At 43.8% G+C, this 20,896-nt stretch carries 19 protein-coding genes; 16 read left to right on the forward strand and 3 right to left on the reverse strand.

Annotation, left to right across the window (positions count from 1 at the left end; genetic code table 11):
* The first annotated feature begins 38 nt into the window (after positions 1-38).
* From ACMFL8_RS03900 to ACMFL8_RS03915, 4 genes are all read left to right on the forward strand, one after another.
* Positions 39-830, forward strand: coding sequence for a YfgM family protein (locus tag ACMFL8_RS03900; RefSeq protein WP_413190128.1), 792 nt, complete (start codon positions 39-41; stop codon positions 828-830).
* Between the two features lie 191 nt (positions 831-1,021).
* Positions 1,022-2,230 (forward strand): outer membrane protein assembly factor BamB, encoded by a 1,209-nt coding sequence (gene bamB, locus ACMFL8_RS03905; protein ID WP_413190129.1) that lies wholly within the window; start codon positions 1,022-1,024, stop codon positions 2,228-2,230.
* Positions 2,231-2,777: 547 nt separating this feature from the next.
* Positions 2,778-4,199 (forward strand): ribosome biogenesis GTPase Der, encoded by a 1,422-nt coding sequence (gene der, locus ACMFL8_RS03910; RefSeq protein WP_010199034.1) that lies wholly within the window; start codon positions 2,778-2,780, stop codon positions 4,197-4,199.
* A gap of 164 nt (positions 4,200-4,363) precedes the next feature.
* On the forward strand, positions 4,364-6,322 hold the full coding sequence (locus ACMFL8_RS03915) for a sensor histidine kinase (RefSeq protein WP_413190130.1): 1,959 nt from the start codon (positions 4,364-4,366) through the stop codon (positions 6,320-6,322).
* 239 nt (positions 6,323-6,561) lie between these two features.
* On the opposite strand, the gene ACMFL8_RS03920 is transcribed toward ACMFL8_RS03915, so the two are convergent.
* The gene (locus tag ACMFL8_RS03920; protein WP_189586550.1) at positions 6,562-7,728 is read right to left on the reverse strand and encodes a D-alanyl-D-alanine carboxypeptidase family protein; all 1,167 of its coding nucleotides are present in this window, start codon (positions 7,726-7,728) and stop codon (positions 6,562-6,564) included.
* A gap of 549 nt (positions 7,729-8,277) precedes the next feature.
* Positions 8,278-8,712: an MCR_0457 family protein gene (locus tag ACMFL8_RS03925; protein WP_010199041.1), complete on the reverse strand. Its 435-nt coding sequence runs from the start codon at positions 8,710-8,712 to the stop codon at positions 8,278-8,280.
* A gap of 550 nt (positions 8,713-9,262) precedes the next feature.
* On the opposite strand from ACMFL8_RS03925, the gene surE reads away from it, so the two are divergent.
* The 12 genes from surE (at position 9,263) to modB (ending at position 20,281) form a co-directional block, all read left to right on the forward strand.
* A complete protein-coding gene (surE, locus tag ACMFL8_RS03930) occupies positions 9,263-10,075 on the forward strand; it encodes a 5'/3'-nucleotidase SurE (RefSeq protein WP_413190131.1) in 813 nt (270 codons plus the stop codon).
* 147 nt (positions 10,076-10,222) lie between these two features.
* A complete protein-coding gene (locus ACMFL8_RS03935) occupies positions 10,223-11,029 on the forward strand; it encodes a LysM peptidoglycan-binding domain-containing M23 family metallopeptidase (RefSeq protein WP_413190132.1) in 807 nt (268 codons plus the stop codon).
* Between the two features lie 112 nt (positions 11,030-11,141).
* Positions 11,142-12,446: a lytic murein transglycosylase gene (locus tag ACMFL8_RS03940; RefSeq protein WP_413190133.1), complete on the forward strand. Its 1,305-nt coding sequence runs from the start codon at positions 11,142-11,144 to the stop codon at positions 12,444-12,446.
* A gap of 642 nt (positions 12,447-13,088) precedes the next feature.
* Positions 13,089-14,384 carry a gephyrin-like molybdotransferase Glp gene (gene glp / locus ACMFL8_RS03945; protein WP_413190134.1) on the forward strand — a complete coding sequence of 432 codons (1,296 nt, stop codon included), beginning with the start codon at positions 13,089-13,091 and terminating at the stop codon, positions 14,382-14,384.
* A gap of 122 nt (positions 14,385-14,506) precedes the next feature.
* The gene (gene moaA, locus ACMFL8_RS03950) at positions 14,507-15,619 is read left to right on the forward strand and encodes a GTP 3',8-cyclase MoaA (protein ID WP_413190135.1); all 1,113 of its coding nucleotides are present in this window, start codon (positions 14,507-14,509) and stop codon (positions 15,617-15,619) included.
* Between the two features lie 57 nt (positions 15,620-15,676).
* The gene (gene moaB / locus ACMFL8_RS03955) at positions 15,677-16,207 is read left to right on the forward strand and encodes a molybdenum cofactor biosynthesis protein B (protein WP_413190136.1); all 531 of its coding nucleotides are present in this window, start codon (positions 15,677-15,679) and stop codon (positions 16,205-16,207) included.
* Positions 16,208-16,213: 6 nt separating this feature from the next.
* Positions 16,214-16,942, forward strand: a complete 729-nt coding sequence (locus ACMFL8_RS03960; RefSeq protein ID WP_413190137.1) for a molybdenum cofactor guanylyltransferase — start codon at positions 16,214-16,216, stop codon at positions 16,940-16,942.
* Between the two features lie 26 nt (positions 16,943-16,968).
* Positions 16,969-17,475, forward strand: coding sequence for a cyclic pyranopterin monophosphate synthase MoaC (gene moaC, locus ACMFL8_RS03965; protein WP_413190138.1), 507 nt, complete (start codon positions 16,969-16,971; stop codon positions 17,473-17,475).
* 101 nt (positions 17,476-17,576) lie between these two features.
* The gene (locus ACMFL8_RS03970) at positions 17,577-17,858 is read left to right on the forward strand and encodes a MoaD/ThiS family protein (RefSeq protein WP_413190139.1); all 282 of its coding nucleotides are present in this window, start codon (positions 17,577-17,579) and stop codon (positions 17,856-17,858) included.
* A gap of 63 nt (positions 17,859-17,921) precedes the next feature.
* The gene (locus tag ACMFL8_RS03975) at positions 17,922-18,413 is read left to right on the forward strand and encodes a molybdenum cofactor biosynthesis protein MoaE (RefSeq protein WP_413190140.1); all 492 of its coding nucleotides are present in this window, start codon (positions 17,922-17,924) and stop codon (positions 18,411-18,413) included.
* 18 nt (positions 18,414-18,431) lie between these two features.
* Positions 18,432-19,274, forward strand: coding sequence for a molybdate ABC transporter substrate-binding protein (gene modA, locus ACMFL8_RS03980; RefSeq protein WP_413190141.1), 843 nt, complete (start codon positions 18,432-18,434; stop codon positions 19,272-19,274).
* Between the two features lie 308 nt (positions 19,275-19,582).
* A complete protein-coding gene (gene modB, locus ACMFL8_RS03985; protein ID WP_189586585.1) occupies positions 19,583-20,281 on the forward strand; it encodes a molybdate ABC transporter permease subunit in 699 nt (232 codons plus the stop codon).
* A 57-nt stretch (positions 20,282-20,338) separates the two neighbouring features.
* On the opposite strand, the gene ACMFL8_RS03990 is transcribed toward modB, so the two are convergent.
* Positions 20,339-20,827: a hemerythrin domain-containing protein gene (locus ACMFL8_RS03990; protein ID WP_413190142.1), complete on the reverse strand. Its 489-nt coding sequence runs from the start codon at positions 20,825-20,827 to the stop codon at positions 20,339-20,341.
* Positions 20,828-20,896 lie beyond the last annotated feature (69 nt).

Raw genomic sequence — 20,896 nt, forward strand, 5'->3', positions numbered from 1 at the left:
ATCAGTAATTTAATAACAATTATATCAGGTAACTACCTATGGCTCTGACACCCAATTCGCCGAATGCAGACAACTCAATGCAAGCCCTAAAGCAGTACGGCAGTTATATTGTCACTGCGATTCTGTTGGCACTGGCTGCCTATTTTGGCTGGACGTATTGGCAGGACAATCATGCCCGTGTGGATACGGTTGCTGCTGATCATTATGCGGACATCCAGCGGTTGAATGAAGAAGTCAGTCTGGCATCACAGAACCCAGATCTAGAAGCAGAGGCGAAAACGGCACTGGCAGAGAGCCGTACGCAGTTAGACAAAGATATTGATACTTTGGTGAGCACGCATGGTGAGTCAGTTTATGCGTGGCAAGCACTGATGATTAAAGCGCGCCAGCAAGTTGATAGTGATGACTTTACAGGGGCAAGCGAGACGCTAAAAAAAGCACTGGCAATCGATTTGGGTGATGCAGGTTTAACAGCAATTACCCGTCTACGTTATGCCAAAACGCTATTGGCTGCTGGTGATGCAGATGCAGCCTTAGCCGAAGCCAACAACGATATGCCAAGCTCATTTGAAGCCAGTCAGCAAGAGTTATTGGGTGATGTGTATTTGGCACAAGACAATAAAGAATCAGCGATTAAGTCTTATAACAATGCTTGGGAATTATTGCGCAGTCGTCAAGAAACACGTGCGGTATTGGCTTTAAAAATGGAAAGTCTTGGTATCGTGCCTGAGCCTATCGAGTCGCAAGCTAGCCTAATTCAAGAGTCTGCCAATGCTGAGCAGCCATTAGTGATTGAAAATACGACAGCTGCTACTGAGCAACCCTCTTAGTTTTAATGATTTATCTGATAACTCAATTATCGAATGACTAAAACCGTTCTACAAACTAAGTAGCGCAGCAAGTCAGCAGGGTAGTATTCAAAGTTAAGGTCAATATACCGAACTTTTTTATTACGGATCAATTGCTTATTTACTGATGGCTAATTTATTAATTGTTAATTTATTTGTAGTGAGAATTTATAATGACTCAATCTATTCGCTCTAGCAACACGTTAAAGGCTAAAACCATCAAGATGACAATCATGCATGTGGCCGTCATTGCAGCGATGGCAACAGCTGTCGCTGGCTGTAATCGCGGTATCAAACCTGTCGTCAACGATCCTGTTAAACTGGTGCAAATTGCGCAGCCTATTAGCGTGCTACAGCCTGTGTTTAGCACTGATGTCGGTAACAAAAAAGCCAGCAAAAAAGATCCACTTGATTTGCAAGTGGGTTACGCCAACTCGCAAATTGTTACTGCTTCGCGCGGTGGTGATTTGACTGGTTTTAATAATGCCGGTCAAGAGCTGTGGTCAGTCAATGTAGGTGATCAAATCACAGGTGGTGTCGCAATAGATGCTTTGAGTCAAACTGCGATTGTCAGCACGCGTGGCGGTCAAATTATGGCCTTTGATAGCACTACTGGCGCAAAACGCTGGCAGCAGCAGTTATCAGGATCGGTATTGTCACCAGCACTTATTACTAATAATCGGGTGATTTTGTCAGCTAATGATGGTTTCTTGCACGGCTTATCACTACAGACTGGCCAGTCAGTATGGCAGTTTGCTACGCAAGTACCCGCTATCAGCGTACGTGGTAGTGCGGCACCAACTTTGTTAGATGATAAAACAGCATTATTGGCTACGGCTGATGGGCGTTTACATGCTGTGACTACCGATAGCGGTTTACCGCAGTGGTCAAGACGTGTTGGTGTTGGTGCGGGCAGTAGCGAAGTTGAGCGTATGAGCGATGTCGATGGCAAGCCTGTCGTCAGTAACAATCAGCTGTTTGCCATTAGCTATAGTGGGCAATTATTAGGGATTGATTTAGCTTCACGTCAAGTCATGTTCATTAATGATCTTGCCAGCCTAAAAGCGCTTACAGTAAACAACCAGCAAGTCATTGCCACCAGCTTGGACGGAAAAGTGGTTGCTTATGATCGCAACAGTGGTGAGATGTTGTGGGAAAGTGAAGAGTTGGCTTATCGCCACTTAACCAACCCTGTTATGATTGGAAACTATATTGCAGTGGGTGATTATGATGGGGTCGTGCATTTATTTGACCCTGCTAGCGGAAAAATCGTCAGCCGTGTAGAGACCAAAGGCGCGCTCACCAACTTGCAAGCAGAAGGTAGCCGTTTGCTGACCCAAAGTACCTCTGGACAAGTGGTTATTTGGCAATTGGCTCGCTAAGATTTTATGGGCAGGCGCTTTATTAATAAGGTTTTTTTAAGCCTGTGATTAAGCATACTGCTCAACGTCGATGCTATGATGAGGCTATGCCGACGTTACGAGGAATAAACGCTGCTTCGTCGGCGTTTCGTGCCTTTTGCAAATGGCTTGTTTAACGCTGAGGTTTCGCGTACTCTATGCGACCGATGCGCTGCCAACATTATCTCTATATAATAGTGGTATGTAGTGCCTGTATAGAATACCTATAAACAGTATTCATAAATAATGCTACTAGCTAGGTATGCCCACTATTCACTGTAAAATAGCCAATAATTCATTTTTATTGCTATAGTCAGTTCAATATAATTTAGAGACAAGAAAGGCGAGTGAAAGTACTACAAATAGTAGACTAAGCGAGCCTGACACCGTATTTGGTTTATAGAGTATTGACTATATCGTTTTATATTTATCATTCATTTTAGTTTACGGTCAAGCGCAGTATATTTACTCATATCATTAAACGAGTAGCTGTCTTATCCGTCATTGTACCCTTCACTGAGAGTAACCCATGAGTATCAAGCCTGTGGTCGCCTTAATTGGTCGTCCAAACGTCGGTAAATCTACCTTATTTAATCAGTTCACTAAAAGTCGGCAGGCACTGGTTGCTGATTTGTCAGGGCTGACTCGTGACCGTCAATACGGCGATGCGGTATATGAAGGCAAAGCCTTTATTGTCGTCGATACGGGCGGTATTGGTGAAGCTGATGATGGTAGCGGCAACATCGATGATTATATGTCTGAGCAGTCGCATACTGCTATTCACGAAGCGGATATCATCGTATTTGTGGTTGATGCCCGTGCTGGTATGATTGGCGCTGATGCCGAAATCGGTAAGTTCTTGCATACCCTTGGTAAACCCGTTTATGTGGTTGCCAATAAAGTCGATGGTGTACATGACTCCGCGCCTGCAGAGTTTTATGCTCTAGGCTTGGGCGAGCCGTATCCAATGGCTGCCAGTCATGGTCGCGGTGTCGGTAATTTGCTAGAAATACTAACCGCCGACATGCCTGAACAAGATGCGATGGTAGAACCAAGAGGCTTAAAGCTTGCCATCATTGGTCGTCCAAACGTTGGTAAATCTACCTTGGTAAACCGCTTACTGGGTGAAGATCGCGTCGTGGTGTTTGACATGCCTGGTACCACACGTGACAGTATTTATATCCCTTATAAGCGCGATGGCAAAGACTACGTATTGATTGATACCGCTGGTGTTCGTCGCCGCGGAAAAATCGATGAAAAAGTAGAGAAATTCTCGGTTATCAAAACCTTGCAAGCGATTGAAGACTCTAACGTCACGGTTATTGTCATTGATGCCCACGAAGGTATCGTTGACCAAGATTTGCATATGATAGGCTATGCACTCGATGCAGGTCGTGCCTTAGTGGTAGCGATCAATAAATGGGATGGTCTGACACAAGATCAAAGAGACTATATCAAAATTGAGATGGATCGCCGCTTTAACTTCATTCCGTATGTAAAAGTGCACTTAATCTCAGCATTACACGGTACTGGTGTGGGTAACTTATATCCATCCATCTTACGCGCTTATCAATCTTCTATGTTTGAAGTGTCAACCAACCGTTTGACCCAGATTTTACAAGATGCAGTGACCGCCAATCCGCCACCGACGGTTGCTGGTCGTCGTATCAAGCTACGTTATGCCCATATTGGTGGTCACAATCCACCCGTGATTGTTATCCATGGTAACCAAACTGGCTCGCTGCCTAAAAGCTATCAGCGCTACCTAGAAAACCAATTCCGTCAGGTTTTCAAGCTCGAAGGTACGCCACTTAACGTAGTCTTTAAGCTGAACGAAAACCCATACGCCAACAAAAGCGATACGCCGACCAAAGCGAAGGCACAGCAGTTGCGTCAGCGTGAGCGCAATCGAGCGCAAAAGTTCACCACCAAAGATAAAAAACCTCGTTAAAGCGGTAGGCTTATTACTTTTCAGTTCTTTATAAAGCCCCAAAGTATACTCTGCTGCAGCTTTGTTATAACAAGGCTGCAACAGAGTATACTAATGTTGCTCTTATCATGTCTTGCAAATACCTGTAATATAAATAACCAGTCGTCTTAACTCAGTTGAGTGACATGAACAACCAGCCGTTGCAAATCCTTCCTAAGTTTATCTGGCGCTCTGTCGTGCAGGCCATCATTTTGGCTGTGCTGGTAGGTATTCTATTGTCTTTTGTCTATGGTTTTGTGCATCACTATCAGCAAAAGCATCGGCATATTCAGCAGTTGGCTGCCTTACTGACGAGCAGTGCATCGACGATAGACGGTGCAGATACCGTTGCCAAGCAAGTCAGTATTGTGTTGGCGGCAGAACCCAATATCCAAAGTATTTTATTTTATTCAACACCGCAGCCTATTGCAGATATAGATAGGTTCACAGCCTACCAGTCACATGATGATTGGCAAAACGCTTTGTTCTCTGATACGGTCAGCTTCAATTATCCGGTTGTCAGTGATGATATCACTACCGATAGCGCTGCAACGATAGCCACTACTGAGCAAACAGACAAGCCTTTATCAGACAACATGATCGATCCGCCAGACCTTGAGGCGTTAACTGATGATAGTACCTTGGTTGGCTATATTAATATAACTTTGGACGTAGATAAACTGCGTGCCAACTGGTTGCGCAGCAATTTACTATTATGGCTTATCACCACTATATTGGCTGTCATCTGGATGCTATATATTCTGCGCAAACTCAGCTGGCCTGTCAAAGATATTGCAGCGCTAACCGACGTATGTGAAATCGTTAGCAAGCACCCAGAGCTTGAACAGCTGCCCGTTATTTCGCAGCAGTTTAAGTTTCAAGAACTGCTGCAAATTAAGCAGACTTTCACTGTTTTGTTTGATCGCTTGCAAAAGGCACAACAAGACTATGAAGCACTTGCTGTTTTTGAGCAGCAGTTACATCATAAGGATTTGTCTTTAAATGTACAGCTGCATAATTTTCAAAGTATGATCACCCATGAATTAAAAACCTCGCTGAATGCTATTGTGGGCGGCTTACAGATATTAGATGATGAGCGACTAAGTGATGAGCAAAAAGACGCGTTAGATATCATTCGTAATGGCAGTGAAAAATTGGTATTGTCGCTTGACCAAATCATTCAGTTGAATCAAATACAAAAAGGTCAGATTAGCATCCATTCGAGTGAGTTTAATCCGCTTCAGTTAATTGCTGATCTGTTGGTGGATTTTGAGTCTATTGCTAAACAAAAAGGCTTGACATTACTCAGCCATGTCTATCATATAGACTATACTCTCGAAGGCGATGTCGAAAAAATAAAACAGGTATTATCGATACTCCTTAGCAATGCGATTAAGTTTACCCCAGTAGGGCAAGTGAGTATTACCTCGCAATTGACCCACTTTGACAACAGTAACCGTTGGCAAATCACTATTAAAGATACCGGTATTGGGATCGATAGTGATTATATCGAGGATATTTTCAACCCATTTTTTCAGGTGGATTCATCACAAACCCGTCAATATGAGGGGACGGGTATCGGCTTGCCAGTGGTCAAACAAATCGCTCAGCTAATGAGCGCGACTATCGAGGTTGAGAGTACCTTAGGCGTCGGTACACAGTTCATGTTCACTATTCCTTTGCCCAATAAACACCAAGTTCATCAGCAAAACCTGTTGGCTGGTTTGGTTGTGGTTTACTATTATATTCATGAAACAGGGTTTTTGGTGGATGAGCTCCAGCGTTTGGGAGCGGTGGTCATCTGTCATCAGCAGGGGCATCTCGTTATCGATGAGCTAAATACGAGAAAAGTCGATATGGTGATGTTTGCAGAAGACGTACCATCGAGTAATGCTGAAGTCATAGCCAAGCGTATACGCCAGTTCGAAAGCTACGAGAGTGAGTACCGTGCTTTATTAGTGTATTGGTACGCTCCAGATCAAGCGCAATATTTAGACAGTTTTGAGCATGGGCTAAAAGCGGCTGGTATCGATTATTGCCATAGCGCCGCCTATGATGATAAAGCCTTAAGTGATCTGTTAAAAAGTTGGCTAATATGGGCTTAACTCATTATAAAACCTTCTTATTTTAAAGGGATGGCTTTTAAATAAATTATTCTGAAAGTGATTAGCCTAGACAGACTAAGTTTAGAGATAACCTTACATCAAATGAACTGGTTTCAATATAAATTAGCGTAAACCTCAACACGCCTTAACATAGCAATAAAAAAGACGCCCAAATTTGAGGCGTCTTTTTTGTTGGTTGATACTTTTATAAAATGATTTTGTTAGCAGACAGCGTCACTTTAAAATAAGTTCTGTACCCAGCGTACGGCATGTTGCCACATACGACTCATAAAGCCTGATTGCTCGACATCATTGGTCGCGATGATAGGCACTGATGCGACTGCTTTGCCATCAATGACAGCCATCAATTTGCCAACTTCTTGACCCTTTTTGATAGGTGCTTCCAGGCTTTCAGGGATATCAACCACGGTCGTGATTTTATTTTTCTGCGTTTTGCTGGTCAAAATTTGCAGATTGTCACCCGTGGTTAGCTCTACTTCCTCAGCTTCTCCAAACCATACAGGGATTTTGCTTACGAATTGGCCAGCAGGTGCTTTGGTTACGGTAGTAAAATGACCAAAGCCCCAGTTGAGTAGCTCACGTGACTGATCGGCACGTGCTTGCTGGCTTTCTGTACCCATAATGACAGAGATTAAACGCATGCCTTCGCGGTTGCTTGAGGCGACTAAGCAATAGCCAGCGGCATCGGTATGACCTGTTTTTAGACCGTCAACAGTAGAGTCGGTGCTGAGTAGGGCGTTACGGTTACCTTGCGTAATGCCATTGTAGGTAAACTCTTTTTCGGCATAAATACCATAATAGTCACCGCTATTTTTGACGATAGCGCGCGCCAACTTGGCCAAATCCAACGCAGAGGCTTCATGACCTTCGTCAGGCATGCCGGTAGAGTTAACGAAGTGGGTGTTCTCCATACCAAGCTTTTGCGCTTGCTCATTCATTAAGATGGCAAATGAGTCTTCGCTACCAGCAATATGCTCTGCCATCGCTTTTGAGGCATCATTACCTGATTGAATGATAATACCGCGCAGCATATCGATAACGCTGGCCGTCTTGTTCACCGGCACATACATACAAGATTGACTGCTACTACCGCGACACCAAGCATTTTTGCTCATCAATACTTGTTCTTCTTCTTTGAGATCACCTGATGCTAAGCGCTGCTCAATGATGTAACTGGTCATCATTTTTGTTAGAGACGCTGGTGGAAGAGCTTGATTGGCATTTTTTTGTGCCAAAATTTCACCAGTATTGTAGTCCATTAGCACATAGGCTGTATTTTCCATTTCAGGTGGCTGAATGGCAGCGCTCGCCATCACTGCACTCATAGAAATACTCATGCCAACTACCAGCTGCACCAGCTGTTTTTTTACACGCTTTACTGTCATAGATTGTTACACCGCATCATGGAACCAAATGTATCTGTCGCATCATAGCTGGTACTAAACCTCACACCTTCTATCAAACCGTATATGTTAAATATAAAGGTTTAAAAGAGTATGTGAATGAGGAAAACCATGCCTGAGCGACGGACATAAAATTAACGCCTTATCTTAGCAAAATGCCAACCGATGGGGAATCGATAAATACAAAAAATAGGACGCGACTAAAAAAGAGAGACAACGCTTATAGAGCGTTTCGATATATCAGGATTTATGCATATTTTTCACGTACCACAAAAAAGCTTGCCGCACCCACTGCAATTGAACAGTCGGGTGACAGCAAGCTTCTTCTAAGCGTAATGAGCTTATTCATTAAGCCCATTACGCTATCATTCCAGTTATTGAATTTGATAGGGCAAAAGCAGCAATATCTGTGCTTTTTATGGTTATTTATTGCTGCTTATATCCGATTGAATAATAGAGCTGGTTATATGGAGTAGTATTTTTAGGTTTAGTAAAGTCTGCGTTTTAGTCATAAAACTAAAAGCATCGTAATTAATATTCAGCATTTGCCAAATCTTCACACAAGGCTTTGTTCTCTTGCTTGGAGAAGCCCATGGTCCAGCTACGGATGCCTTGTAATATTTGGCGATAATCCTGCTGTGTTGATAGATATTGAATCGCCGCTTTTGGATCTTCTAAAGACGGCATCAATTCATGCAACTGAACGGTATAAGACTTATAAAAACGCTGTTTCTGTTTGCCATTTAGCATCGGTGGACAAATCTCAGACAATACTTGCATCACGGCAATTTCATGCTTGGTGATATTCATACCAGACATATCCAATGGGATAGTGGTTGCTGGATTGGGTGCAGCATTGGTCGCTTGAGACAGCATGGCAACAGACGTTATCAGTCCTGCAAAACCAATTTTTGAGGCGGTCTTTGCTATCACAGAAGCTATAGATAATATCGATTGATTATTCATTCAGTATCACACTCGCTTATCTTTATTTAATGGTCATATGTTAATGGGTAAAAAAACAAAAGTCACATAAAATATTGATTTATGTGTAGATATATTGTGAGCCAAATGCATTTTGCAGCAACATATCAGTAGTATCAGCTTATAAGTTACGTCAGCATAAAAGTATAAGTTTATATTGTTGTGCGTTGTTGTCTATTGTAACGTGTTACCGACCAGTTTTACTTTCAGATTGCGATTTGACTGCCGTGAAAGATCAAGGATCATGTCAAGCAACAGGCAAATTCAGCGCAAAGAGTGGGTTCGTGTCTCTTCACGATTAAGGTATAATTGCCCACAATGTCGTTGCACCTAACACCGTTATAAGGGTAAGGTGCTACCTAATAATGACCATTGCTATGAGAAAACTGAGTGATAACAATCGTTTTTAGCCGTCCGTCAGTGTGAGTTGCGCTAAGCAATAAACCGTCAAATAACGGGCTGAGTATAACAATTTTATCCTTTTAAAGTAGACAAGCAGACAGACGGTCAAACCTAAATATATTGAGTACAAATGAAATTTTTAGTGAGTAATGATGATGGGGTACATGCACCAGGATTGTTAGCATTGGCGCAAGCCTTATCAAAGGTTGGCGAGGTGATGGTAGTTGCCCCAAACAATGAGCAGAGTGGCTGTGGTAGCGCCTTAAGCATCTCCCAGCCGTTATATACTCATCAATTACCCTCGGGGTTTATCGCGGTTAATGGGTCGCCTGCGGACTGTGTTTATTTGGCGTTACACGAGCTATATCAAGACACACACTTTGACTGCGTGATTACCGGTATTAACTCAGGAGCTAACTTGGGGCAAGATGTATTGTTTTCGGGCACTTTTGGCGCGGCATTGACCGCGCAGCTCTTTGGATTGCCTGCAATTGCGACTTCTCTGGTAGGGGCAAGGATGACAGGCAATGGACAAGATCAAACGAGCCGCTATCAAATGGCTGCCGATGAAATCGTCAAACTGCTAACCGAAACATCTATAGTAGAGGCATTCAAAAGTTTGCCCTATCATGTATTAAACGTTAATATCCCCGATGTAAATGATGCTGATGATATCAAAGGTCGAAAAATTACCTGTCTGGGACATAGCCAAATAGCACGGCCTGTGCATCATGTGGTGGATCCGCGCGGGCGAGATGCCTATTGGCTATCGCTACGTAAGCAGCAATACGAGTCGCCAGCAGAAATTGAAGACACTCAGTCATCGGCAACTAATATGACGGATGACCAAGCGGTGGCAGCGGGTTATATTAGTCTATCACCAGTACGCTTGCATCATACGCCAGCAGGCACTCTCAATAGGCTGTCGGCGTTAATGCTATAATTTAGCGCTGCCAAAGATTAGAAAAATCATTTATTATCGAGTTGTTGATGATGGTATTTGACAAAAATTAAACGGTATAAAAGTTAGCAAAATGCTTGTGATTAGCACAAGGAGTTTGTGAGTAACATAAAGAATAGGAAATCTTGTATGAAGAAGCTTATTGCTGGATCGCGCTTGGCAACGGTAGCATTGATAGGGACGTTGACAGCAGCATCGTTAGCGATAGTCGGCTGTGCGACGAAGCCTACTTACCAATCAGCTAACCAAGCGGGACCTAAGATTATTACCAATGCTAAAGGCGTTCCTAACTATCATCGCGTGCAGCGTGGCGATACGGTCAGTCAAATCGCTGAGCGCTATCGCTTGAGCTATCGTCAAATTGGGGCGATGAACGGTTTGGATAGTAAATATACCATCTATAGCGGTCAATGGTTGAAGCTATGGGAAGGCGCGCCAGTAACGGCAGCTAGCAACAATCGCTATAACACTTATAATGGTGCTAATACCTCTGCTCCGTCACAGCCGACTTATACGCCTCCTGTCACCAGCACACCAACGCCAGCATATGAAGTAACGGCCAACGCGACATCAGGCTATGACTATCCAAGTCGTAACCAAGTGGTTCGCAACTTTGATGCGGCAGCCGGTAACATGGGCATGTGGTTTGCTGGTAACGAAGGTGATCCTGTGCTTGCTAGCCAATCTGGAACTGTGCTGTATTCGGGCAGTGGTCTACCAGAGTATGGCAACCTCATCATGATTCGCCACAGCGATAATTACATCACCGCCTACGCTCACAATAATCAATTACTGGTCAAAGAAGGCGAGCAAGTACAACTTGGCCAGCGTATTGCCAGTATGGGTAGCAGTGGTCAAACCAACCAAGTCGGCCTAGAGTTTCAAGTGCGCTTGAATGGCAATCCTATCGATCCACGGGCTGTACTTGGACGTTAAATGCTTTGACGTTAAATGCTTGGACGTTAAATGCTTAGACGTTAAATTTGATGAACTGCTGCTAATTGTTGCCGCTAATCGCTAAGTCACTTATTCATAATTGAGAGTTTTTATGATGTTAAAAAAACAGTATATTGCCCTTTTTCCTGCCTTAGTGATGGTAGGTTGTACCAGTCAACAGGCAATGCAAAAACCTAGCAAGCCTGTGCGTCAAGGTAATGTACAGATTACCCAGACTCAAACCATTCAAGTAAAGCCAACACCAGCACCGGTCATCAAGCCGCAGCCAGTGGCAAAACCAAGCTACAACAGCTTTTCTGATTGGAAGTCTGACTTCTCCATGCGTGCGCTGTCATCAGGCTATGATGCCTCAACGGTTCGACGTCTGATGGATTCTGCTTACTTAAATCAGCAGGTCATCTCGCTTGACTCAGGACAGCCGGAGTTTTCAAAGATGCCGTGGGAATATGTTGATTCTGCGGTATCAGATGGGCGTGTGAGTACGGGTAAGCGCAAGTTTGCTGAGCAACGCGCATTTTTGTCACAATTAGAATCGCAGTATGGGGTAAGTGCAGAAACCGTCGCTGCGATTTGGGGCATGGAGTCGTCATATGGTGTGGTGACTGGCAATAGCGACTTGCCAAGCGCACTCTCTAGCCTTGCTTATGATGGTCGTCGCCAAGAGTTCGCCGAAACGCAGTTGCTATCATTAGCGACGCTATTGCAGCGCGGTGATGTGTCTTGGTCGCAGTTAGAAGGCTCTTGGGCTGGCGGTATGGGACAGACGCAGTTCATCCCAGGTACTTGGTTAGAGCATGGTGTCGATGGCGATAGTAATGGTCATCGCAACCCATGGTCAACGGGTGATGCCTTGGCTTCTACTGCCAATTATCTCAGCAATTCAGGCTGGGTTCGCGGTCTGGCGCCTTTTTATGAAGTAACGGTTCCGGCCTCATTTGATTACTCAGTTGTCGGTAGCAAGCAACCTGCGGCTAGATGGGCAGCGCTTGGCGTTGATACCATAGATGATATTTATCTTGATGCCAATACGCAAATGGAGCTATGGCTACCAGCAGGTAAAGATGGCCCAGTGCTATTGTTAAGCCCAAATTTTGATGTGATCAAAGTCTATAACAACTCATCGAGCTATGCGCTGGGTGTGAGCTTGCTCGGTAAAGCACTGGCTGGGCAAAGTGGTCTACGAAAATCATGGCCGCGCTATGAAAACCCGTTATCGACTTCTCAAGTGACTAGATTGCAGCAGCGCTTAACCAGTGCAGGTTATGACACCAAAGGCACAGATGGTATTATCGGTACCAATACCCGCAAAGCATTCCAGCGCTGGCAAGCCGATAATGCTCAAACACCAGACGGTTTTATCAGTCAGCGTAGTGCTTCTTCATTGACATCATGGTGAAGTTGGTTGCTGGCGCTATTATGTAATAATCAACGCCACCGTTTTTGACAAATATGTTCATGATTATAAATAATTATGAACACAAAAAAGCACCTTAACCTAGGTGCTTTTTTATGCCCTATCTAAAGGCATTGATTTCCAGGTGTCAGCTTACTTAAAAGGCACTGAGTTAAACGGTACTGAGTTAAACGGCTCGCATTGAAAATTAAGCAGTTAAAATTAAGTACTCACTATTCGGGCATGTCATCATTTTAAAAATGGCGATAAAAACGAGATAAATGGTAGCCAAACAAGAAAAATAGCTGGTCAATATCGAGATATTGACCAGCTATTTGATACAGTTTGATGGTATTTAGCCTATTTAGTCTCTTCCGTTCAGATTGAGGACATGCCCTGATGTCGATTATCTGTTAGTGTTTAACGAGAACGGTGCTATATAAACCTATTTGTATGATGCTATCAAAAACTTAAGTATGCCTACATTGACGTTATATAAAACCGGCTACAACAATATAGAAAGGATGCAATTAACGCTGATAGCAAAAAATACGGGCTGCAAATGATAAACTGTCAGCAATGCCTCACTATAATGAATAATTATAATGTAATACTAATAACAACCGACAAACTGAGTGTGCTCTTATGATTACGATGGAAGCGTTACAGACAGCGATAAAGCTGCGCGTAGATACTTATAATAATAATGACTTTCCACTACCAACAAGGGTGCTCAACACCTGTGAGCTGCTAGACAGTCGTAACCAAATACTGGCGCAAGATATCACCGCAACATTCGATATACCAAGACAGAATCTATCAGCGATGGATGGTTATGCCATTGCTCATGGCAGCGATATATCAAACGACAGCAGCATTCAAATCATTGGCGAATCACAAGCGGGCAGTGCTTATACTGGCGAGTTAACAGCGCGACAAGGTGTGCGTATCTTTACTGGCGCGGTCGTTCCAGATAGCTGTGACACGGTCATCATGCAAGAGAATACTAACTTTGCCGCTATTAGAGACTCAATCGATAAATCAAAACCTTACACGGTGACGCTGTCGCAAACGGCTCAGATCGATAGCAATATTCGCAAACAAGGTGAAGAAATTGAATCGGGCGAAGCCGTTTTAAAGGTAGGTAAACGCCTTAATGCTACTGATATTAGCTTATTGGCTAATTTGGGAGTCAGCCAAGTCAAGGTATTTCAGCCGTTGATCGTAGGCTTGTTAGCAACTGGTGATGAGCTGGTTGCTATTGGCAATGAGCTGACAAGCTTGGCGCAAATATATAATTCCAATACGCCCACACTCAAAACCATGCTGGCTGATCTGCCAGTGACCATTCGTGATTACGGCATTATCCCTGATAATCTAGAGCAGACGACTGCCGCTGTTCATAAAGCAATGCAAGACTGCGATGTCCTGATATCAACGGCTGGCGTCTCGGTTGGTGATTATGATTTTTTGACCACTGTGATTGAACAGCTGGGTCAGATTAACCACTATAAAGTCGCGATGAAGCCGGGCAAGCCGTTTGTGTTTGGTGAATTAAACCAAAATATAGCTAAACCCGTGTTATATTTTGGTCTGCCGGGCAATCCACTATCGACGGTCGTTGGGGCGCTACAGTTTGTGATACCAGCCTTGTGGCAAATGTCAGGCGCTGGTCTAACAGAGCGACCTATGCAACTGAGTGTCAAAGCAACGCTCACAAACGATATCAGAAAATCAGCCGGTCGTAAGGACTTTCAGCGGGGCGTTCTCACACAAAACGATGCTGGCAGTTATCAAGTTGAGTGCTTCTCAGGTCAGCAATCACATAGAATTAAACAGCTTAGCCGAGCGAATTGCTTTGTTGTTTTGGACAAAGACAGTGGTAATGTGGCATCAGGTGATAGCGTCATTGTGCAGCCGTTCCCTTGGCTACATGCGTAGTGACAGTTTTCTAAATCTCTATAAGATGAATACAAAAAAACTGAAAATAAATCATACAATGGTAGGCCAAACACGAATAATAAAGTAATGCTGCTCACAAGCACTACTGATGGTAGGAAAATATGAGTGATGACAACATTAAGATAGGCCATGCACAACTGTATTCGCCTAGTATGTCTACAGTAACAGCAGTCGCCGCTTTTGATAACTATCAAGCCGCGTCTGTAGCAGCACCTACCGAGCAAGATATTGAGCACTCTCAACCGTTAACTGATGGTTTTGCTCGACGTCTCACTTATCTGCGTTTGTCTATTACTGACTTCTGTAATTTTCGCTGTGAATACTGCTTGCCTAACGGCTATCAAGGCAAACGCCCTGATAATGAGCTCAGCCTCCCTGAGATTACCACACTGATACGCGGCTTTGCTCAAGTCGGCACCAAAAAAGTTAGAATCACTGGCGGTGAGCCCTCTATCCGTCGTGATGTCGTCGAGATTATTGAAACCATTAAACAAACTGATGGCATTGAAACGGTGGCGATGACCAGTAATGGTTATAAGCTGGGTAAGCATTTAGCCAGTTGGCAAGCGGCTGGGCTCGACCAGTTAAATATCAGCATGGACAGCTTTGATGCTGCTACCTTTCATAAGATGACAGGCTTTGATAGCTTGCCACAACTGCTCGCTGATATGGACACCTTACTCCAAACCACGGATATTAAGCTTAAAATTAACAGTGTGTTGATGGCAGAAACTGCCTTTGAAAATCTGATGGATGCCATTGACTACGTCAAAGATAGACAAGTGACTTATCGATTTATTGAGTTCATGCAGACCAGTGACAATAGCGATCTGTTTTTTGCCCAGCATGCCCAGTCCGATATTATCACCGATTATTTATTAGAGCATGGTTGGCAGCCGCATGAGCGTGGCAGTAGCGATGGTCCTGCGGTAGAGTACAGCCATCCTGATTATCTGGGGCGCATTGGTATGATTGCCCCTTATGCGGCGCATTTTTGTGATACCTGTAATCGCCTACGGGTGAGCAGTCAAGGAAAAGTGCATCTGTGCTTATTCGATCAAGGCAACTATGATATTCGTCAGCATTTACAGAACGATGATGTGCAGGGTTTAGTCAATGATCTACATAGCTTTATGCCGATTAAACCTGAGCATCATCATTTGCATGATGCAAATAGTGGCATTATGCACAATCTGTCAATCATTGGCGGTTAAATTAGTGAGCACGTTACGCTTTTTTAAACATTAACATCACCTTCTCTAGGAAATTCTATGAGCAAACCCGCTGCAGCATTTACACCGCTTAATATTGCCGTATTAACCGTCTCTGACAGTCGCACAATCGCAGAAGATACTTCAGGACAATACTTGGCAGACAGCTTAACCGAAGCAGGGCATCGCTTAGCAGATCGTCAATTGATCTCTGATGATATCTACCAGATAAGAGCGGTTATCAGTGGTTGGATTGCAGATCCAAAGGTTCATGCGGTGATTACGACGGGCGGTACGGGATTTTTTATCAGAGACAGTATGCCAGAGGCTGTTAAGGTGTTGTTTGATAAGTCGATCGATGGCTTTGGTGAAATGTTTCGTCTCATCTCAAAAGATGAAATTGGCATGTCTACGGTACAATCAAGAGCAGTCGCTGGCATGGCAAATGGCACGGGTATATTTTGCTTACCGGGCTCATCAGGCGCGTGTCGTACTGGCTGGGAAAATATCTTAAAAGAGCAGTTCGATAGCCGTACTCGTCCGTGCAATTTTGTGCCACACTTTTTGGCACAAAACCCTGGCCATGACTGATATTTAATGATGGCTAATACTGCACCACATCTAAATAGTTTGGCAGGCGTAGTCATCTTAGCGGGTGGCGCGTCCAAGCGTATGGGCGTGCCCAAAGCGGAACTCACCCTACCGACAGGTGAGCGGCTGTTAGACTATCATGTGGGTCATGTCCTTGAACTAAAAGCAGCTGCCGAAAATGCAACTGATTTCAATATACCGATTATGATTGCGGACAATGAGCGTGGTTTTACGGTTGATTTAGATTTAAGTATTGGTAATCCACAATCTCCAATTATGCATATTGCTGATTACACTCCTGTCAATGATGACGAGCAGAGTGATAACGGTGGAGCATTGGTTGCTATTGAATCAGCTTTGCAGACATTAGCCAAGCTCACTGATACAATGCCAAACCAAAAATCCGGCTCATCATGGTTACTCGTTATTAGCTGCGATAGTTTAATACCGGCAACAGGCTTGTGGCAGAAATTACAACCAGTGATTAGTCAAGTGGCCGATAAAAAAGTGGTTTGCCTAACCGATGATAGCCATCTATATCCGTTGTTAGGGCTGTATCAATTGAGTATTGAGGCCGATTTAAAGGCTTATATTGATAGCGGTCAACGCCGTGTCATGTCATTTATTAAGCCTCTTACGCAAGCTGTGCCTTTGACAGAAAATTGGCAGCGTCTAACCAACTTTAATACCCCTGAAGATTTCCAACGTGCCTGCGCAGCGTTAAGCGATTTATAAAAAAAGTTTATCAAGAGAAATTACCAATGAATAGCAACAGTCAAGACAGCAGACAATCTAGCTTATCGCATCTAGATGGCAATGGTGATATTACCATGGTCGATGTCAGTGGTAAGACGGCAACGACGCGAGAAGCCAACGCGGTCGGACAAGTGCGTTTTCCAAGTGATATTTATGCTCAAATCAAAGCGGCTGATGGCATGACCAAAAAGGGTAGCATTACTCAGACGGCGCATATCGCCGGTATCATGGCTGCCAAGCGAACTCATGATTTGATTCCATTGTGTCATCCATTGCCGCTAGACAAGATTGGTCTAGCCTTTGCCTACGATGATGCGCTGCATGCCATTACCGTCAGCGGCACTGTCAAAGTCACGCATAAAACTGGGGTGGAGATGGAAGCCTTAACTGCCGTTAGCATTGCTTGTCTGACGATCTATGATATGACCAAAGCACTATCGCATGATATCGTTATTGATAATATTCATTTGGTGACAAAAACAGGCGGCAAATCAGATTATAGTCATGCTTAAAATCAGGCTTAGATTGATGGGATTTTTTCACGATGAGCATTATTAAATAAGCAGTAATATCAGTATAACGATCGATAGCTTACACAGAATGGAAGGTTTTTATGAGTACTATTGATGTAGCACCAAACACTGAAGCAACGATGACTATTAACGTGCTATATTTCGCCAGCTTAGCGGATGAAGCCAACTGCCAAGAAGAAGCGGTCAGCGTTGAGCAGTCGACCTCATTAACTGAGCTGTATGAACAACTTAGTCAAAAGCATCGCTTTAGTCGCCCGCAGGCAGAGCTACGCGTGGCGGTAAATGATTACTTTGCTAAATGGACAGACCAGATCCATGATGGTGACAGTGTGGTATTTATCACGCCAGTCGCGGGTGGTTAAATTTTAGTAGAGCGCTTCGTATTTAAAAAGATAGCACATAGAGACATTAAATAGAGATATCACATGACAGATAACGTCCATAGCCACTCAATGACCATCAAGCGTAGCATCGACGAAGCCTACCTAATCGCTGAGCGTGATGGCTTTGCGTTATTGGATGTGGTGATTGATGAAAACCGACTCAAAAACACCCTCGATGATGATAGCTGCGGTGCTTTCGTTTGCTTTGAGGGCAGAGTACGCAATCACAATAATGCCGCCAGCGTTGAGCGCTTAACCTATTATGGCTATGAAGACTTGGCACTGAATCAAGGTCGCGCAATTATCGAAGAAGCCAAAAAGCGTTTTGAAATCACTCATGCTATTGCCATCCATCGTATTGGTGCTTTAGAGATAGGCGATGTCGCTGTCTGGGTGGGCGTGGTTTCTGCCCATCGTTATCCCGCTTTTGATGCTTGCCGCTGGATACTAGATACGATTAAAGCAGACATTCCGGTGTGGAAACAAGAGTATTACGACAATGATGTTTCGAAGTGGCTTAGCAATAACGGTTAAGAACGAGGATGGTTAGTAATGGCTAAGTTGATGGCAGTGACACCTATCTTTGCATTTTTACTAGTAGCGTTAAGCGCTTGTACAGCAGAAAATACGGTTGACACGGATTCTGCTAGCCAGACACCTGAGCAAACCCAAACCCTGCGTATCGCTGCTGCTGCCAATTTATCGGATGTGTTGCCTCAAATTATTGACGGTTATAAAACAGATGAAAACTTAGCGGCACAAGATATTGACGTCACTTATGCCTCGTCAGGCAAGTTATACGCGCAAATAAAAGCAGGCGCACCTTACGATATATTCTTATCTGCCAATCAAGAATTTCCTGCCAAACTGGCGGCTGAAAGAGTCGTTAATAACGCTAAAAATAATGAGAGCTATACAGCGTTTACTTATACGCAAGGCCAGTTGGCACTATATAGCGTCACTAAGTCGTTGGATAAATCGAGTCCAGCAATGCTGAGTGATTTACTCATAAAAGACGCTAATGGCAAGATAGCCATCGCTAATCCTGAGCTTGCCCCTTATGGCGCATCGGCACAAGCCTATTTACAGTCGCAAAATTTATATAACACTTTAAATAAGCAAAAACGCCTGATACAAGCAGAAAATATCGGCCAAGCATTTCAATACGCACATACGGGCAGTGTGGACTATGGCTTTGTTGCACAGTCGCAAATCATCGCTATCAAAGCCAAACCCGAACAATTTATCACGTTAGCACCAACCTCTTATCCAGCGATTTTGCAAGATGGAATCGTCATTAGTGATGCACTCATTGCCACAGATTTTACAGATTATTTACGTTCAAAAGCAGGACAACACTATTTCTCACAAGCGGGCTATTTAATGGTTAAATAACCAAGCATTATCCTTATACTAAACCCAAAAATACGATTAGCTGTGTCAAAATTGCTTGGCCTACAATGCGTATTACTTGTACTCTTTTTCCTTGCTACTCTAATTTTTGTGAATGATATAGTGAGTGAAAAGTAATATTGAACCATCAGGCACTGCTGATATTAATTTTCCTTGCTTGCTGTGCTTACACAGACAGAGGCGACAAAAAATTGATATCAGCAAGACCGTCGCGTTTTTAGTATATTTTGACTATATTACTTGTTACGATCATTAATGGCTAGCAACGACCAAGAAAGAGCAATGACGTTATGATAGCCCAATCTTTTATGGCAGACATGCTCAGTCCATTGTGGGTGAGCGTTAAGCTCGCTAGTGTTACGACCTTATGCTTATTACTGTTTGCCACGCCTGTCGCTTATTGGCTCGCCAAACCGAGCCGTGGCCGAGTACTTAGTCGTTTTAAAGTCTTACTAATGGGCGTTATCGCGTTGCCGTTAGTATTACCGCCTACCGTGATTGGCTTTTATTTATTACTGCTATTAAGCCCCAACGTGGGTATCGGTAGATGGCTCGCTGAGCATGATATCAGCCCATTCATCTTTACCTTTGAAGGGCTTGTCATCGGCTCTATTATTTACTCGTTGCCCTTTTATATTCAGCCTGTCTACGCTCAGTTTTTGCGCATTCCAGCCAGCGTCATCGAAGTGGCGCATTTATTGGAGCCAAGTCGTCTGAGGCGCTTTATGAAAGTAGCATTGCCACAAGCGCGCGTTGGTATTATTCTTGGCAGCTTAATTAGCTTTGCCCATACCATTGGCGAGTTTGGAGTGGTATTGATGATAGGTGGGAGTATCTCAGGTGAGACCAAAGTCGTCTCGATTGCTATCTATGAGCAAGTTGAGGCGCTGAATTATGAAGCGGCACATATGATGTCCGGCATTCTTATTATCATTGGTATCATCATGGTCGCCTTGATTGCCACTGTCAATAAGCTAAATCAACGCTGATGCTCAATTAACGCCAATAGAAGCGACGCAAACCGCATTTTTAACATACTCTAATTTCTAGCGGTTCTCATCTGAGCGCTTAATACTGTCTGGGCTTGCTTGATAAACAGCATCCAGCTCATCCTCTGTTAGATACTTCTCTACAATAGGATATAGTTCGCGCTCCTCAAAACGAATATGGTCGTATAGTAACGTGCCAAGCTCTCTGACTTGTACTCTCGTTAGAGACTGACTCGCCGTTTTTTGACCCGCATCTATCAGGGTCTGCAAGCGTTTATGCTGACCAGCAAGCGCCGCTAATACCGATGCTACTTCAGGTTGAGATGCTCGATAAGGCTCTAACGCATTAGCAATTAAGTTGTCTTCAATCTGAAAATGATCTTCAATCTGAAAGTGATATTGCATATCGTCGATATAAGCGGTGAGATTATGCCAGTGCTTGGCAATCTCTGTAACCGTGTCAGTGCATTCTTTCGCATGACGAGACAAGTTGAGACCAAGATGATGCTGGCGAGATAATGGCTGTAATTGATTGGCACGTTTCATATTTAAATACCTTGATGAGTCAGGGCGTGTCCTCAATCTGAACGAAAGTGACTAAATGGGTTAGAAACG

This window comes from Psychrobacter sp. AT9 (assembly GCF_047272965.1).
GTDB classification, from domain to species: domain Bacteria; phylum Pseudomonadota; class Gammaproteobacteria; order Pseudomonadales; family Moraxellaceae; genus Psychrobacter; species Psychrobacter glaciei.